15 protein-coding genes are annotated in these 15663 nt (G+C 59.9%); 8 read left to right on the top strand and 7 right to left on the bottom strand.

Features of this window, described 5'->3' with window-relative positions:
- The first annotated feature begins 558 nt into the window (after window positions 1–558).
- Together chlG and ACVWZ1_RS13295 are read left to right on the top strand one after the other, a co-directional pair.
- Window positions 559–1662 (top strand): chlorophyll synthase ChlG, encoded by a 1104-nt coding sequence (chlG, locus tag ACVWZ1_RS13300; RefSeq protein ID WP_457503653.1) that lies wholly within the window; start codon window positions 559–561, stop codon window positions 1660–1662.
- A gap of 184 nt (window positions 1663–1846) precedes the next feature.
- Window positions 1847–2308: a hypothetical protein gene (locus tag ACVWZ1_RS13295; protein WP_457503652.1), complete on the top strand. Its 462-nt coding sequence runs from the start codon at window positions 1847–1849 to the stop codon at window positions 2306–2308.
- 385 nt (window positions 2309–2693) lie between these two features.
- On the opposite strand, the gene ACVWZ1_RS13290 is transcribed toward ACVWZ1_RS13295, so the two are convergent.
- The 4 genes from ACVWZ1_RS13290 to ACVWZ1_RS13275 form a co-directional block, all read right to left on the bottom strand.
- Window positions 2694–4082, bottom strand: a complete 1389-nt coding sequence (locus ACVWZ1_RS13290; protein ID WP_011432179.1) for an MFS transporter — start codon at window positions 4080–4082, stop codon at window positions 2694–2696.
- Window positions 4083–4161: 79 nt separating this feature from the next.
- Window positions 4162–4881, bottom strand: coding sequence for a Uma2 family endonuclease (locus tag ACVWZ1_RS13285; RefSeq protein WP_457467349.1), 720 nt, complete (start codon window positions 4879–4881; stop codon window positions 4162–4164).
- A 40-nt stretch (window positions 4882–4921) separates the two neighbouring features.
- Entirely contained in the window at window positions 4922–6316 is a 1395-nt protein-coding gene (locus ACVWZ1_RS13280; protein WP_457503651.1) for an aspartate ammonia-lyase, read from the bottom strand.
- A 33-nt stretch (window positions 6317–6349) separates the two neighbouring features.
- A complete protein-coding gene (locus tag ACVWZ1_RS13275; protein WP_414357184.1) occupies window positions 6350–6670 on the bottom strand; it encodes a hypothetical protein in 321 nt (106 codons plus the stop codon).
- Window positions 6671–6982: 312 nt separating this feature from the next.
- On the opposite strand from ACVWZ1_RS13275, the gene infC reads away from it, so the two are divergent.
- The 4 genes from infC (at window position 6983) to raf1 (ending at window position 11310) form a co-directional block, all read left to right on the top strand.
- Window positions 6983–7489 carry a translation initiation factor IF-3 gene (gene infC / locus ACVWZ1_RS13270; protein ID WP_457410967.1) on the top strand — a complete coding sequence of 169 codons (507 nt, stop codon included), beginning with the start codon at window positions 6983–6985 and terminating at the stop codon, window positions 7487–7489.
- Between the two features lie 15 nt (window positions 7490–7504).
- Entirely contained in the window at window positions 7505–7969 is a 465-nt protein-coding gene (gene bcp, locus ACVWZ1_RS13265; RefSeq protein ID WP_457467351.1) for a thioredoxin-dependent thiol peroxidase, read from the top strand.
- A 126-nt stretch (window positions 7970–8095) separates the two neighbouring features.
- On the top strand, window positions 8096–10042 hold the full coding sequence (locus ACVWZ1_RS13260; RefSeq protein WP_457503649.1) for a serine/threonine-protein kinase: 1947 nt from the start codon (window positions 8096–8098) through the stop codon (window positions 10040–10042).
- A gap of 164 nt (window positions 10043–10206) precedes the next feature.
- Complete coding sequence (raf1, locus tag ACVWZ1_RS13255) at window positions 10207–11310, top strand: RuBisCO accumulation factor 1 (protein WP_457467353.1); 1104 nt, start codon at window positions 10207–10209, stop codon at window positions 11308–11310.
- 86 nt (window positions 11311–11396) lie between these two features.
- Here raf1 and proB read toward each other — a convergent pair whose 3' ends face one another.
- Entirely contained in the window at window positions 11397–12512 is a 1116-nt protein-coding gene (gene proB / locus ACVWZ1_RS13250; protein ID WP_457467354.1) for a glutamate 5-kinase, read from the bottom strand.
- 52 nt (window positions 12513–12564) lie between these two features.
- Here proB and psb29 point away from each other — a divergent pair, with 52 nt between their 5' ends.
- Window positions 12565–13380, top strand: a complete 816-nt coding sequence (psb29, locus tag ACVWZ1_RS13245) for a photosystem II biogenesis protein Psp29 (protein WP_457467355.1) — start codon at window positions 12565–12567, stop codon at window positions 13378–13380.
- A 9-nt stretch (window positions 13381–13389) separates the two neighbouring features.
- Here psb29 and ACVWZ1_RS13240 read toward each other — a convergent pair whose 3' ends face one another.
- Both ACVWZ1_RS13240 and ACVWZ1_RS13235 read right to left on the bottom strand, forming a co-directional pair.
- Window positions 13390–14094 carry an esterase/lipase family protein gene (locus tag ACVWZ1_RS13240; protein WP_414357197.1) on the bottom strand — a complete coding sequence of 235 codons (705 nt, stop codon included), beginning with the start codon at window positions 14092–14094 and terminating at the stop codon, window positions 13390–13392.
- Window positions 14095–14097: 3 nt separating this feature from the next.
- Entirely contained in the window at window positions 14098–14652 is a 555-nt protein-coding gene (locus tag ACVWZ1_RS13235) for a GNAT family N-acetyltransferase (protein WP_414357199.1), read from the bottom strand.
- A 167-nt stretch (window positions 14653–14819) separates the two neighbouring features.
- Between ACVWZ1_RS13235 and ACVWZ1_RS13230 the strand changes: the two genes are divergently transcribed.
- The gene (locus tag ACVWZ1_RS13230; protein ID WP_414374952.1) at window positions 14820–15539 is read left to right on the top strand and encodes a DUF554 domain-containing protein; all 720 of its coding nucleotides are present in this window, start codon (window positions 14820–14822) and stop codon (window positions 15537–15539) included.
- Window positions 15540–15663 lie beyond the last annotated feature (124 nt).

Below are 15663 nucleotides of genomic sequence, written 5' to 3'. Positions count from 1 at the left end.
CAGGACTTGGGTCATGGTTCTATCATAACTTCCGCATTCCTCCCGACACTGACCCTACGGGTACAGTGCGGGGCTCCTGCGATTTCTAGCTGAAGGTGAAGTAGAAGTATCTGGGGTGTTTCCACATCCCAGTAGCTGGTGCGTTCGCCTTGGCGGCGCGAAGCGCTTTGGCGTCCCCCACGGTGCTGCGGTATAAGCCACATGCTCGGTGTAGCTCAGTCAGTGGGAGTTGTTTTGCTGGCTGAGAACGGATCCTCTAGCTTTAGCCGTGGGGAGAATGTCAACCTCTCCTCTTGTTTGAGGAATCCGGTCAGCTAGACCGCCGAGAAGCGACGCCCTCTATGTATCAGCATGAGGGTCAGGATGAAAGGCGGAAACCCTTGCTATGGTAAACACAGAGCGGTGGGGCATCCCGTTCTTAAAGCTCAGGAAATGTCCTTAACAGGAGTCACTGAGAAGCTCGTACTCTATGCATCAGCATGAGTGCGGGAGTATGTCACGATGTCTCTGAATGGGGGTGGTTATCCCCGTTATTGCAGTTTGATTGCGCATCCCACCATGAGCGAAAAGATCCCTCAAGATCCCTCCTCGCCGGAAATGGCGGCTGAGATGGCCTTTGCTGCGGAGCCCAGCATAGCAGAAGGAGCTGCTTCAGAAGAAGCCGCCCCAGACTCGGATCCCGGCAAGGGATCCCCTGGCACCGGCGGGTCGAATGCGCAGCGTGTCCGTCAACTGCTGGGCATGAAAGGAGCAGAGGTGGAGTCTCGCTCCATTTGGCAGTTGCACTTGCAACTGATGAAGCCTGTCACCTGGATCCCTTTGGTGTGGGGTCTGATTCCGGGGGCGGCATCTTCCGGTCACTTCACCTGGACTTGGGAGAATGTGGCTCTCATTTTGGTGGGCATGATTCTGGCGGGCCCCCTGATGACGGGCTATACCCAAACGGTGAACGAATACTACGACCGCGAGATCGACGCCATCAACGAGCCCTACCGCCCGATCCCTTCGGGGGCCATCTCTCTGCAGCGGGTGGTTATCCAAATCTGGGTGCTGCTGATCTTGGGGTTGGGCTTGGCCTACGCTCTGGACTGGTACACGGGCCATGACTTCCCGGTGATCACCTGCATTGCCTTGGCGGGAGCCCTCATTGCCTACATTTACTCGGCGCCCCCCCTGAAGCTCAAGCGCAACGGCTGGCTGGGCAACTATGCCCTGGGTGCCAGCTACATCGCCCTGCCCTGGTGGACAGGCCACGCCTTGTTCGGCGAGCTAAACTGGACGGTCTGCATCCTGACGCTGATCTACAGCTTGGCCGGGCTGGGGATTGCCGTGGTCAACGATTTCAAAAGCATCGAAGGGGACAGGCAGTTTGGCTTGGCCTCTTTGCCGGTGATGTTTGGGGCAATGGGGGCCGCTTGGATCTCGGCGCTGATGATCGACCTATTTCAGTTCGGCATGGCCTCATTTTTGCTGGGGGCGGGCCTAAAACGTTACGCGGCCATTTTGGTGCTGCTGATCATCCCCCAAATAACCTTCCAAGATATGTACCTCCTGCGGGATCCCTTGAACAACGATGTGAAATACCAGGCCAGTGCGCAGCCCTTCTTGGTGTTGGGCATGTTGGTGGTCGGCCTGGCTCTGGGGCGTTCGGGGCTGTGGTAGTCGAGCCGACGGCAAAGTGCCCATCTTGGCAACAGAGGTGACGGCTTCCGCCCTGGGTTCGGCCCGACATCTGGGCCAAGATCAAGTCAAGATCAAGTTAAGTTGAGCCAGGGATCCATCCCCTTCGAGGATCGTTGGCGGATCCCTGGAAGCTGTTATGGCCCTGGGCCAAAGGAGATATCCAATGAAGCTGTTGTTTCCCCTCCAACTCGGCCTAAGCCTGGCTTTGCTCTTGGGGCCGCTGGCCGTCTCTCCCGCCCAAGCGCAGCGGATCGTCATCGACGGGCGGGGGATCGTGGTAGAACCCAGCACAGGTGGCTCGGTGATCCTCAATCCCGACCAGCCGGTCTTCCCTCCAATCTTGCCCTCTGCAGTTCCTTTTTCCATCGATGAAGAAGGCAGGATCGTCTCTGCCCCTGGCTACCGCTGCAGTGCGGCTACTGCTGCCGACAACTCCCCCATCATCTGTCGCTCCCAGTTCAACCGCAACGACGTGGTGGTGTATGAGCGGGACGGCCAATCCAACACCTTCTTCGTAAATGCTGACAACACAGTGATCCGGCCCTCCGGCAGTGGGCTGCGGATTTTGCCCAGCTCTGAACCGGTGACTCCCTCGGGTAGCGGCCTGCGCATCATCCTAGACTGAGGGCAGGGATCCCTTCACCTCTTGTCCAGTTGCAACCGCAGCATTTGCTCTGCATCCTAGAGAGGTTTGGCGAAGAAATAGCCCTGGCCATACTCGCAGTTCAACAGCCTCATTGGTGCAGTCGCTGTAGGGTTTCGATCCCCTCGGCAGTGACATCCATTCCCAGGCTGCGGGCCAAGGTGATGATCAGGCAATGGTCTCGGCATTTTCTTCATTCGGCCCCCAGCGCGAGATGAAGGAGTGATCGATTTTCAGGCCATTTTTTCAGGCCATTGATGAGGTAATCCTGCAGGCCCCTGAGAGAGGAGTAGCCTGGGCCGAAGATCAAAACCCCCGCAATTGCGCCAGTTGCTCTGCCGCTAGAAACCGTAGCCTATTTTGCGGTCTAAGGAGATCTTTCGGTGCTGGGGTGGTATTGTTGCCGTCTTTCTTCCAATTCCATCAGGATCTGCTGATGACGCTGCCGGGTGATTGGGTAGAACCACACCAGCAAGATCCCGCCGATCAAAGCCACTCCCGGTAAGGGGCCAATGGCAACGCGAATGGCCAACAAAGCCGATTCCGGCTGGATGGGCAGGGCCTCTCCGGCCACCGAAGGCACAAAGCCGGCCCAATCCAGAGCTTGCCCCACGAAAAACAGTCCCAGCGCCAGGCCCACCTTTTGTAAGAAGACCATAAAAGCGTAGAAGATCCCCTCCCGCCGCTCCCCGGTTTGTAGTTCATCCAGATCGATCACATCCGGCAACATGGACCAAGGGCCGAGATAGGCCGTAGCAGAAACCCCAATGCCGGCCAACAGAGCCAGCCCAATCATGATCCCTTGCTGGCCGGGCTGGAGGAAAAACAGGCCCGCCTGCGAGATCAGCCAAAACCCCGCCCCGATAAGGTACATGGTGCGCTTGTCCAGATGGGTGCTCAGTTGGGTCCAACCGAACAGCGTCAGCACTGCGATCCCCTGTACCGCCAGTACCACCAAGGAAATCCACACCTCCGGCAGGCCCATCCAGAAGACGATGAAATAAGGGATGATTGTGGCTGTGAACTGAAACGCTAGCCAAGAACACAGGTAGATGCCGCTGACAAACAGGTAGGGGCGGTTGCTGAAGGCCACCCGCAGTTGTTGAACCAGGGGCATGGGATCCCGTTGGGATGGATACCGTTCTCGCACCCCCCAAAAGCAGATCAGCAAGGGCACAGCCGAGATCACTCCAAAACAGGCTCCCGCCAGCAGGTGGCCGGCAGCCCGATCCGGCAGCAAGTTGACCAAGAGCGGAAAGGTAACCACCGCAACCATGCTGCCCCCTACAGAGAAGGCAAAGCGGAATTGGTTGAGCTGGGTGCGCTCGTCGTAATCCTGGGTCAGCTCCGCTGTCAGGGAGGCGTAGGGAATATTGGCCGCAGAGTAGAAGGTATTGAACAAGAGCGACACCGCCAGGTAGTAGGCAAACAGGGGGCCAATCCGACCGGGAAAAGGGATCCACCACTGGGCCAGGAACGTGAGGCCAAAGGGGAGGGCTGCAAACAGCAGCCAGGGGCGGCGACGGCCCCAACGGGTGCGGGTGCGGTCGCTGAGAATGCCGATGATGGGATCGTTGATGGCATCCCAAAAGCGAGTGATGGCGTAGATGCTGCCGGCTAGGCCTGCCGACATGCCAACGGTATTGGTGAGAAAGGGCAGCAGGAAAAAGATGAGGATGTTGGCCGTCATGCCTGTGCCCAGATCCCCCACCCCATAGGCCAGCTTCGTCCACAAACTGAGTCGCTGTCTGGTCATCATGTCCCCCTGGAATGCCAGGATTCCAGTGTAGGGGGTAGGTGGAGATTTCTTTTTTGGGGATCCCTGGAAAAGCTGATCAAAATTCAGGGTCTTCTCCCAGTTCCCGTAGCCGCTGGGCCAGTCGTTCGGCTCGGGAGCGTTCTAGGTCTGCCCGTTGCCGTTCCAATTCAGCCCGCTGCCGTTCTAGTTCAGCTCCCGTAGGCAACAATTGCCCTGCCCTATCATACCAGCGCACCCAAAAGCGTTCTCGCCCCTCGTAGGATCCCCACCACCGACCGATACTCAAGTCCAAATCGGGCAACAGAATGGGGGGATGTTCTCCAGCGCCTGAGCCGGGGAGCAGCTCATAGTGTCCGCCCTGGAGTTGATAAACATTCAGCTCATCGGTCTCTAGCTCGAAGGTGACGTAGTAGGGGATCCGCAGCCGCCTTTCGTAGAGCTGGAATTTGGCTTGTCCGGGTTTTTCTTCCCCCTGGTCGTTGCAGATGATCTCCAAGATGAGAATAGGCAAGATATTCCCTTCATCCCAAACCACATAACTTTTGCGGGCAGTGCCATCCCGCCAACGGGGAACCCCCAGCACCAGAAACAAATCTGGAACAATGACCTGCCGGGGTAGGGCGTAGTAAAGGCCCATATTGCAAGCCACAAAAAAGTCTTGCCGATCCGACCAGTGCAGCAGCAGCGGCTCCCGGAGGAGGGGGTATTGGCGGCCTTGATCCTCGTTGTCCAAGGGGGTGTCGTCTGTATCGGGCAAGTCGTGCTGGGTGGGCCAGCGATAGGGGGTAATGGTCATGGCCGGGCAGGAGCAGTATGCCTCCACTGTAGCGAATGGGTTAGGACTGCATTTGGCTCATCGCCTCCAGATCCAGCACTTCCGCCACCTGCTCTGGGGTCATGAGGTTGCGCTCCAAAACAATCTGTCGAATGGGCTGGCCGGTTTCCAGAGAAGCCTTGGCCACCTCTGCCGCTTGTAAGTAGCCGATGTAGGGGTTGAGAGCAGTCACCAAAGCCAGCGTCCCTTCCGCGTAGCCGCGGCATCGCTGCGGTTGGGGGGTGATGCCTTGAATGCAGCGCTCGGTGAAGACCCGCAGGCTGTTGTTTAGGATCTGTAGGCTGTGCAGGAGGTCATAAGCAATGAGGGGCATCATCACGTTCAGCTCAAATTGCCCCGCCTGAGCACAGAGGGTGATGGCGGTATCCAGCCCGATCACCTGAAAGCAGACCATGTTCAGCATCTCGGCCATTACCGGGTTATACTTTCCGGGCATGATGGAAGAGCCGGGCTGAACCGGGGGGAGTTGGATCTCCTTGAGGCCGGTCTTGGGGCCGGAATCCATCAGCCGCAGGTCGTTGGCCAACTTGATGCCATCTTGGGCCAAGTTGCGCAGGGATCCCGACAGATGCACAAAGGGGGCCATGCTCTGCATCGCCGCCATCAGGTGGGGGGCAGGGGTCAGGGGTAGCTGAGTATATTCCGCCAGCCGTTGCACCACCCGCTGCCGATACTGGGGATGGGTGTTGAGGCCGGTGCCGACGGCGCTTCCCCCCAGCCCCAAGCTGCACAGGGCCTGGCTGGCCTCCTCAATCCACCGACGGTGTTGGGCAAAGATGGCCGCGTAGGCGCCGAAGCTATCCCCCAGCCGCACTGGCACCGCATCCTGCAAATGGGTGCGACCGGCCTTGAGGATCCCGTGAAAGTCTTTTGCCTTCTGCTCGAGGGCTGCCACCAAATTGTCTAGAGTGCCCAGCAGATCCCGTCGCACCCGCAGCAGGGCAGCCAGACGAATGGCGGTGGGGATGACATCGTTGGTGGACTGGCCGTAGTTGACATGGTCGTTGGGGCTGACCCGCTCGTAGCGGCCCTTGGGCTCCCCCAGGATCTCCAGAGCGCGGTTGGCCAGCACTTCGTTGACGTTCATGTGGTGGGAGGTGCCCGCCCCCGCCTGGTACACATCCACCACAAACTGATCCCGCAGGGATCCCTGGAGGATCTCATCCGCCGCTTGGACAATCGCCTTGGCCACCTCTGCCGGAATGCACCCCAACTCCCCATTGACCTCTGCCGCCGCTTTTTTGATCAGCACGCAGGCTTCTACATACTCCGGCAGGGGCTTGAGGCCGCTGATGGGAAAGTTCTCTAGGGCGCGGACGGTTTGAATGCCGTAATAAACCGACTGCGGCAGTTGCCGCTCCCCCATCGAGTCCCGCTCCCTGCGTACCTCGGCCAAGGCGTTCTCCTCTCCCGTTCGCGGATCCTTGGGCTAGCTTCCGGTAGTCCCCTCCGAGGGTGTCTCGAGGGCCGGGGATCCTTTCTGTAAGTTCTGTAAAGTGGCCAGCAACTGTTGGCCGAGGCGCTCGTTGTTCTCGGCCAAGACCAACACCATGGCCGCACAGGCCAGGTGCACCCCTGCTCGAAATTCCGCCGAAGACTTGTACTGGATCAGCGCCTCGCTATCTCCTTCCCGCGGGCTGAGGATGAGCTGAACCGACTTTTGGGCCAACTCTGTCAGTTCCCGTTCCGTTAAACCGAGCTGCACCGCTTCTGCCCTCCCTGCTGGCCGACAAACAACCTTTGATCCCATCAGGATCGCCACTTTGGTATCCTACCGCAGTTGTTGCCCCAATCTGGCAGGATCCCCAAGTGAGCGGGCCTTGACAACTCTTGATAGCTCTAGAAGGAGGTAGAAAATGCCGGTTAGTATAGGTGCAGCATGCCTTAGCCTGCGGGCCGATAGCCGACTTTGATTGGATAAGTTCAAATCCACGGGTCGGCACTGCTCCTAGGGGGCTTGCTTCTACTTAGCATGGGTTTTGTGCTGTTCATTTCGTTGAGAGAGGAAAACTTGACCGTAGAGCGTCCACTTGACCGCTTCCCCCGCAAGCAGCGTGCAGAGCTGCCGGCCATCAACGAGCGCATCCGCTTCCCCAAAATCCGCCTCATCGATACCGACGGCACCCAGTTGGGGATCATGAGCCCGCGCGAGGCCCTGCGCCTGGCAGAAGAAAAAGATCTGGATTTGGTCTTGGTGAGCGAAAAGGCCGATCCGCCCGTCTGCCGCATCATGGACTACGGCAAGTTCAAGTTTGAGAAGGAGAAAAAAGAACGGGAGGCCCGTAAGAAGCAACACACCGCCGAGATCAAGGAAGTGAAGTTTCGCTACAACATCGGCGAGCACGATTACCATGTCCGCCTGCGCAGCGCCCAGCAGTTCTTGGGGGATGGAGACAAGGTGAAAGCCACCGTGATGTTCCGCGGTCGCGAGGCCCAGCACGCCGAGCTGGGGGAAGAATTGCTGCAGCGCTTGTTCAAAGACCTGGAGGGCGTGGCGGAAATGCAGCAGCCTCCCCAAAAGGAAGGGCGAAACATCACGATGATTCTCTCTCCCAAAAAATCGGTCTGAGGAGGGATCCCACCTATGCCCCTTGCGGTTGGGGATCCGGCTCCGGAGTTCACCCTGCCCGATGCCGAGGGCAATCTCATCAGCTTGAGCCAGTTGCGGGGCCAGCGGGTGGTGCTCTATTTTTACCCGCGGGACAACACCCCCGGCTGCACCCAAGAAGCCTGCGGCTTTCGGGATGCCTACGCTGACTATCAAGCCCACGGCATCGCCATCTTGGGGGTGAGCGCCGACGATGCCCGTTCCCACCAAAAATTTGCCCAGAAGCTGCAACTGCCCTTCCCCCTGTTGGTGGATGAGGGGGCCAAGGTGGCCAGGGCTTACGGGGTCTATGGGCCGAAAAAGTTCATGGGCAAAGAGTACAACGGCATTCACCGCACCACTTTTGTTATTGATCCGGAGGGGAAGATCGAGGCCGTTATCACCAAGGTCAAGGTGGAAACCCACGCAGCGGAGCTGCTCAAGCAGTTGACCGGCTCTTAGGCTTTCCGGTGGGAGTTCGGCAGACCTGCTGCTGGGCTCGTTGTTCTGGAACCTGAGCCAAGACGGGAACGAAAAGAGCAAAAAAAGATGTAAAGTGCCGGTATTGATTCCTCGTGGGCTAGGGCCGTGTCCCGACGCAGCCGTACCCTCAAGTCGATTCACGACAGCTACCAAATGTTGGGTTTGGCCGGCCAAGGGCAGTACGGGCGTGTATTCTGTGCCCGTCCCCGTCAAGGAGGAGACCTGGTGGCCCTGAAGGAGCTGCCGGCGGAGCGCTTTCCCACCCAAAATCTGCTGCGGGAGCTGCGCCATCTGCTCACCCTCAACCACCCCAACATTACCCGCTGCTACGCCCTCGAACATGCCCGCGAAGGTCGCTACCTGGTGTTGGAGTACTGCGAGGGAGGCACGCTGCGGGAGCTGATCGACCAGGTGGAGCAAGGGCTGTGGCTGCCGGTCAAACAGGTTTTGGGCTTTGTGGATCAGATTTTGGCCGGGTTAGATCATGCCCACCGGCAGGGGGTGATCCACTGCGATGTCAAGCCCGAGAACATCCTGCTCAAGCCCACGCCCCAGGGCTGGCAACTGAAGCTGACGGATTTTGGCATCGCCCGTCGCCTGCAGCCTGCTGCCGGCGAGATCACCGCCACCGGATCCCCTGCCTACATGGCTCCCGAGCGCTTCTACGGTCAGTTTAGCCCTGCCTCGGATCTCTACGCGGTGGGGATCATCCTGCTGGAGCTGCTGACGGGCCGGCGGCCTTTTTCCGGATCCCCCAGCCAGTTGATGCACGCCCACCTCAACCAGCCGTTTGTCTGTCCCGAAGGGATCCCTGCCCCGCTGCGGGAGGTGCTGGAGATAGCCCTACGCAAGTTGCCCTTGCGGCGGTTCCGCACTGCTGCCCAAATGCGGTCGGCTTTGGCGGTGGTTGCCCAAGAGTGGCAAGAGCCGGCCAGTTGTTGGGTTGGCCCTCGCCTGCCCAGATGGCCGCCCCCTGGGGTACAGGTTTGGGATCTGCCGGATCTGGGCTCTGTTGACACTGGCGGGATGGAGTTCCTGGCCGAGCAAAAGTTCTGCATCTGCGAGGATCCCAGCGGCTCCAGATCCCCGCTGCTGTTGCGGGTGACCCCCCAGAGGCTGGAATGGCTGGAGCTCCAGAACCTTGCCCTGGGATCCCCTGCTTTGGCCCATTTTTCCCTGGACGAGCCAATTCGGGCGGTGCTGCCCTTGAACACCTTCCCGGAAGCCCTGGCCTTCTCCCGAAGCAGCCTTTTGCACCTCAGCCCCAGCCACATCCGCACCTTGCTCAGCTTTGAGGAGGATTGGCAGGCCACCTGGCTGGCAGAGCGACAGGAGCTGGTCTGGGCCACCGCCCAAGAGTTGGGGGCCGTACAATGGCAGCCGGCCACGTCGACAGGAACACAGCCTTTCCCCGATTCCCGGTGCTATTTTCGTTGGCCTTGGCAGGGATCCCTGTCCCGCTTGCTGGCCCTCTCGGAGCATCTGGTTTTGTTGACAGGTGTGGGGCAGCAGTGGGTGGAGATGAGCCTCTTGCCCTATCCCAAGGGACGCCATCCCGCTGTCGCGACCGGTTGGTCTCTGCAGACGGGATCCCAGCCCATTCGCTATCGCCTGCCCTTGGATCCCCAAGGGGGGGTGATCAGCTTGGGAGAACGGTTGCTCTTTGCGGCAACAGATGAGGGAAGGGAAGGCCAGCAAGGTTGCTGCCCCTATCTCCACTCGGTGCAGGTGAATCCGCTGCGGGTGCGCCGCTGGTTCTTGAAAGGGCAACCTGTCCAGATGGCCAAGGCCCCTTGGGGCGTGCTGCTGCTGTGTCGAGAGGGCGAGCAATCCACTTCCCTCTGGCTGTACAGTGAAAAAGGGGATCCCTTGGCCCAAGTAGCTGTGCCTAACGGCTCACAGGTGTTGCAGGTGGGCCAAAGGGGCAAGATTTGGCTGCAGGTGCCCAAAGCAGAGAAATCTCACCTGTCTCAGCTTTGGCAATTGGATCTGAACTGCTTGCCGGTGAGTGGACAGCCTTCCCAGGTGATGCTGTGCGACCCAGCGATCTAGAGTTTCGCCAAGGACTCCGTCCCGCTGTCGCGACCGGACTCGGCCAGAACCGCTATCAGCCCTAAGATCAAGTTTGAAGATCAAGTTTGGCCAGATGCCCGGCCAGCTCTGCTGGGCTGTGGACCAGGGGAGTGGTGATCTGTCCAGCCTGTTGGAGAACAAGCATGAGTCAGTATCTGCCGGAACCTGCTGCTGTGGAGGAGGATCCCAGCTTGTTGGTAGAGCGGCTGCGCCGCAAAGAGGGCCGGTGGCTGGATTGGGCCAAGGCCTGTCAAGCTTTGCAACGACAGAAAATGACTCCCCAGGCCATCTTCGAGGCAACCGGGTTTGAGCCCATTCACCAAAACCAGATCCTTGTTGCGGCCCAAGTTTACGAAGGGATAGCCAAAGCAGGAGCCAGCCCAGCAGTTCTGGAGCATTTTGCCCACAAAGGTAGCGATATCCTCTACGAGTTGCGCATTCTCTCTCCACAGGATCGGGTTCGGGTGGCGGAATTCATCTTCAGTCGCCATTTGCATGCCGCTGATGCTCATGAGATCGCCCGCGCCGTGAAAAATTATGCCCAGCTCCAACAGCTTCCGGAAGGGTTTACGGATCACCCCGGCGATGCGGTGGCCTATCAAGCCTGGCGGACGGCCCAGCAAACCCGCGATCTGCAGGAGCGAACTCGGGCTATCGGTCGAGCGTTTCAGTATGTCCACAGTGATACAGCCCGCCGACAGGTGGAGCAGCTCTTGTCCACGATTGCCACCAGCTCCCGCCCCCAACGCAGCGTTTTGCCCAAGCTGTCCGTGTTTCGCTTGGAAGAAGATCTGCCGCGACTGCTGCCGGTGGCCGGATCCCTGCCTCTTGCAACTGCCGCCTGGGAAGGGATCCCCTCCAGCGAGCCGCAAGGGCCCTTTGGCTGGGTCAACAGCCCGACGGAGCAAACTTGGATGGCCTTGCCCGCTTGGCCGGTGATTCAAAAGGCCGGGGATCCGGTGATCCTCCAGGTGGAAAACCGGCTTTTGGGATCCCTATTGGGCTTGCCGGTGCCTGCCGGCGAAGAGCAGGATCCGGTCTTGCTGGTGGTCGATCGCGCCGCTCGGGTTTGGGAGGGAGCTCAGATGGCGGGATTTTTCCTGGTGGATCGGGCCGGATCCCTGGCGGTGGAGTGGATAGAAGACTCGCCCTCCTCTCCCCTGTTGGGCCAGGTGCTGATGGCCGTGCGCCCCCCGCGGGTTTTCGATGAGGTGCTGGCTCAGGATCCCTGGCAGTTGGAAGAATAGGCGTTGGGATCCCGCCGTTGTAGCCATTCGTGCTAGTGGTGCAGAGCACCGCGCCTGGACTCGCCCCCATGGCCTCACCCATGGCCTCAATTGAGCAAGGCCAAGTTATCCCGGTGGACGGCAGTATCAACCCCTTCGTAGCCCAGGATGCGGGGAATCTCGGCGGTTTTTTTGCCCTTAATCTGCCGCAGCTCCTCGGCGCTGTAGTTCACCAGGCCCCGCGCCACCTCCTGGCCGCTGGGATCGCACAGGCGCACGGCAGCCCCCGCCTCAAACTCTCCAGAAATGGCTGTGATCCCTGCCGGCAGCAGCGAGCGCCCCTGCTGGCACACCGCTCGTACCGCCCCCTCATCCAACGTCAGGGATCCCTCGGGGATGAGGCCGTAGGCAATCCATCGCTTGCGGGCGCTGGCGGGCTGGGGAGCCGGATCAAAGCGGGTGCCGATGGCCTCGCCGGCCAGAATGGCCGGAATTTGCTCAGGCCGTTTGCCATTGGTAATCACCACCGTTACCCCTGCGGCTGTAGCAATTTGAGCAGCGGTCAGCTTGGTGGCCATGCCGCCGGTGCCCCAGCCGCTTTTCCCCTGGGCTTCGGCCTTCACCTGTAGGGGGATCCCGGGCAACACCCGCTCGATGGGCTCAGCGGAAGGATCTCGGTTGGGGTCAGCCGAATAGAGCTTGTCCACATCGGTGAGCAGGATGAGCCACTTGGCCTGCACCATGCTGGCCACCAACGCCGAAAGCGAGTCGTTGTCACCAAACTTCAACTCTTCCACCGCCACCGTGTCGTTTTCGTTGACGATGGGAATAACCCCCATCTGCAGCAGTTGGGCAAAAGTGCGATTGGCGTTCACGTAGCGGTTGCGCTCCACCAGATCGCCACGGGTGAGCAGCACTTGGGCAATCGGCTGGTTCAGAGCCGAGAAGAGGTCATCGTAAAGGCGGATCAGCCGCCCCTGTCCCACCGCAGCCACCGCCTGCTTCTCGGCAATAGCCGTCGGTCGTTGCCGCCAGCCAAGGCGAGCACAACCCACCCCCACCGCCCCGGAGGAGACCAAGATCACCGCGTATCCCTGCCGGCGCAGGTGAGTCAGCACCTCCACCAGCGGCCCCAATACGGAAAGACGCAACGAGCCGGTCTGAGTATCTGTCAGGCTAGAGGTGCCGATCTTCACCACCACCGTCACGTCTGTTGTTGCCATCGCCTCCCTCAACCCATCTTCCCACCCATCTATTCACCATAGCGGAGCCAAGATGCGGCTGTATTGGTCGTCGCTTGCCCTCAGGGTCACCACAGGCGAGAATAGAACAGAGAAAGCCGTCCTCAAGCTCACCTTTTTTTGTCTGCCTGTGAATCCTGTTCGCACCCTCTCCGCCACCAAAGCGGCCTTTTTCAGCGCCTACCCTCGCCCGATCAACGCCGTCTATCGCCGGGTGGTGGAGGAGTTGTTGGTCGAGCTGCACCTGACCACCGTCAACAGCACCTTCATCTACGATCCGTTTTTTGCCTTGGGGATGGTCACCCTCTACGACGGGCTGATGGAAGCCTACCAACCCCCCGAACAGCGAGAAGCCATTTTCAACGCCCTCTGTAAGGCTTTGCACCTCAAGCCGGAGGTGTTGCGCAAGAATGCCCGCGATCTGCTGGAGTTGATGCGCAGCGGGGATCCCCGTCAGAGACTGGATCTCCTTTGCCTCAAGCCAGAGGCGGAAGATGTGGGCGGGTTGAAAGCCATTTTGGAGCGCATGACTCAGCCGCCCTATGCCTACAGCCGGGTCTTGGCTGTTGGCCTTTATACAGCCTATGAAGCCGTGGCCAAGTCCCTTTACAAAGAAGCGGAAGAGCGCACCCGCCGCTTTTTGGAGGATGTGGTGGGCAAGCTGCCCTTTTCGGCAGAGCGGGTGAAAAAGGATCTGGAGCTCTATCGGAGTAGTTTGGATCGCATGAAGCAGGCGCGGGCTGTGGTCGAGGAGATGGTGAAAGCCGCCCGACGCCAGCAGGAACGCCGCCAATCCGCCGCCCCTTTGCCCGAGACTTCCCTTGCCGACCCGAGCGAGCCCAGCAGCTAAAGGCAGGCCCTAAGCCAAATACCGAGCCCAGGTTTCCACCACCTCGGGGGATCCATACCAGCGCCGTCCACCCCGACCGGAATGGTAACAGTCGGGCAGGGTGAGATTGACAGCCCCCTGCAAGTGGGCAGCCTCGATGGGGATAATGCCATCGCCCCACAATTCCCCCTGTCCAGCCGTGAGCCAATAGCTGTTGTAGGCCAGCCAAGCCAGATAATCCTCCTGTCGCCACAGGGATCCCAGGCCCAAGCGCCGCCCCTGAATGGCTCTGCCCGCCACGCACACATAGTTCACCTCGGGCCAAAAGGCCCCCGGATAGTGGGTGTTGACAAAGTCCAAATTGCGCTTCGTCCAGCGCTCCCGGCTGATGTGAGGGGATCCCAGGCTGATCAGCGTAGCGACGTGCTCCCGCCCCTGCCACACCTGTCCCCCGTAAGGCACGGATCCCAGGTAGATGCGGGCAATCCAGCCGCCGGCGGAGTGGGCCACCAGGTTAACCCGGTCAACCCCAAACTCAGCGCAGGTCTTTTGGATGGCCTCTCGCAGCGCCCACAGGATGGGAGTGACGGGCCTTCCCCCCAGCGTGGGAAACCAACTGCGCACCCGTAACGGCACCACCCGTGCCGCATAGCCGCGGGCTTCCAGCTCTTGACGCAAGGGCTCATACTCCGACGCGCCCGCCAGATAACCGGGCAAAATCACCAGAGGAGCCATACGCTAGCGGGGATACCAGAACATGCCTTTGATCCCCTCGGGGTCGGGGGTGAAGCCCAGCCGCTCGTAAAAGCTGACCACCCCTTGATCGGCAAAAAGGGTGATGTTGCTGATGTCTTGGGCGCGCAGCTCTTGGATCACCTTTTCCATCAGCCGCTTGCCCAGACCCTTGCCCTGGAAATCGGGATGAACCACCACGTCCCAAATGGTGGCATTGAAGGCGTGGTCGGACGTTGCCCGGGCAAAGCCGATGAGGCGACGATAGCTGCCCCGCTGCTGCCACATCGACACCACCAAAAAGCTGTGCTGCAGGGCTTTTCTCACCTTGGGAATGGGACGACGCGACCATCCCACCGCATCGCAGAGCTCCTCCAGCTCGTACAGATCCAAGTTGGGATCCAAGCTGAACAGGATGGACTCGCCCTGTACCGCCACCACTTCCTGACGGTCGCGACTGCGCTGCGCGGCAACATGACCAGCTTTGGCCGTCGTTTTTTGCGCCAACTCTTTCGTCGAAGCGGCCCCTGCTGCCCCGAACAGGCCCTTCCAAAAGCTCATCGGATGTCTTCGTGGAGTGAAAGCCCCCATCTGATCAGGTAGGCGTGTCCTCAGTATAGCCAGGATTGGCAGCGGGAATAGCTGAATCTGCATAGGTGCTTCCGCGCAGGCTTGGGACAGGTCTTTATCGGAAACTGAGAGTGGAAAGTCTGGGCGCTAAAAAGTCTATGGCTCCTCCCGGCACCGGCACTCTCGTCAATACCCTCGCCATCTTGGCGGGGAGCGGCCTTGGTTGGGGAGTAGGTAGCCGCCTGCCCCAGCGAATGAGCCAAACCCTTTTGCAAGCCATGGGATCCCTGGTGCTGGTCTTAGGGATCCAAATGGCCCTCACCCTCGGCAGTGCCGCCCAAGCGGTAACGGTTTTGGTTGCTCTGATGTCAGGAGCTGTGCTGGGGGAGTGGATTGACATCGAGGCTGCTTTTGAGCGGATTGGCCAGGCCCTGGAAAAGCAGGTAAGCCGTTGGCTGGGCCCCAACCCGATTACCCGTGCCTTCGTCACCACCAGCATCCTGTTTGTGGTCGGCCCCATGACCCTGCTGGGATCCATCCAGGATGGATTGGGGGATCCCTCGCTGTTGTTGGTGAAAGCCGCTTTGGACGGGATCGCCACCCTCGCCTTCACCGCCAGCCTTGGCTGGGGCACCCTATTTTCTGCGGTGCCGGTGCTCCTGGTTCAGGGGGGAGTGGCTTTGTTGGCGCGGCAGTTGCAGCCTCTGTTGCGCCCAGACCTGATCGCCGCCTTGGAGGCCACCGGTGGGATCCTGATCTTGGGCATTGGCCTCAACCTGCTCGGCCTGGCCCGCCTGCGGGTGGCCAACTTGCTACCGGCTTTGGTGATCGTGGAGCTGCTGGTGGGGTTTTTCCCCGTTTGGGATCTCCACTTCTAGGTTTCCAGGTCGGTTGGGAGGTAGAAAGGGTCAGCTAGAAATCGCAGGAGCCCCGCACTGTACCCGTAGGGTCAGTGTCGGGAGGAATGCGGAAGTTATGATAGAACCATGACCCAAGTCCTGA

The organism is Thermostichus sp. MS-CIW-25, from assembly GCF_054060015.1.
The sequence above is the reverse complement of the archived record's forward strand: the minus strand, read 5'-3'. Positions and strand labels throughout refer to the sequence as shown.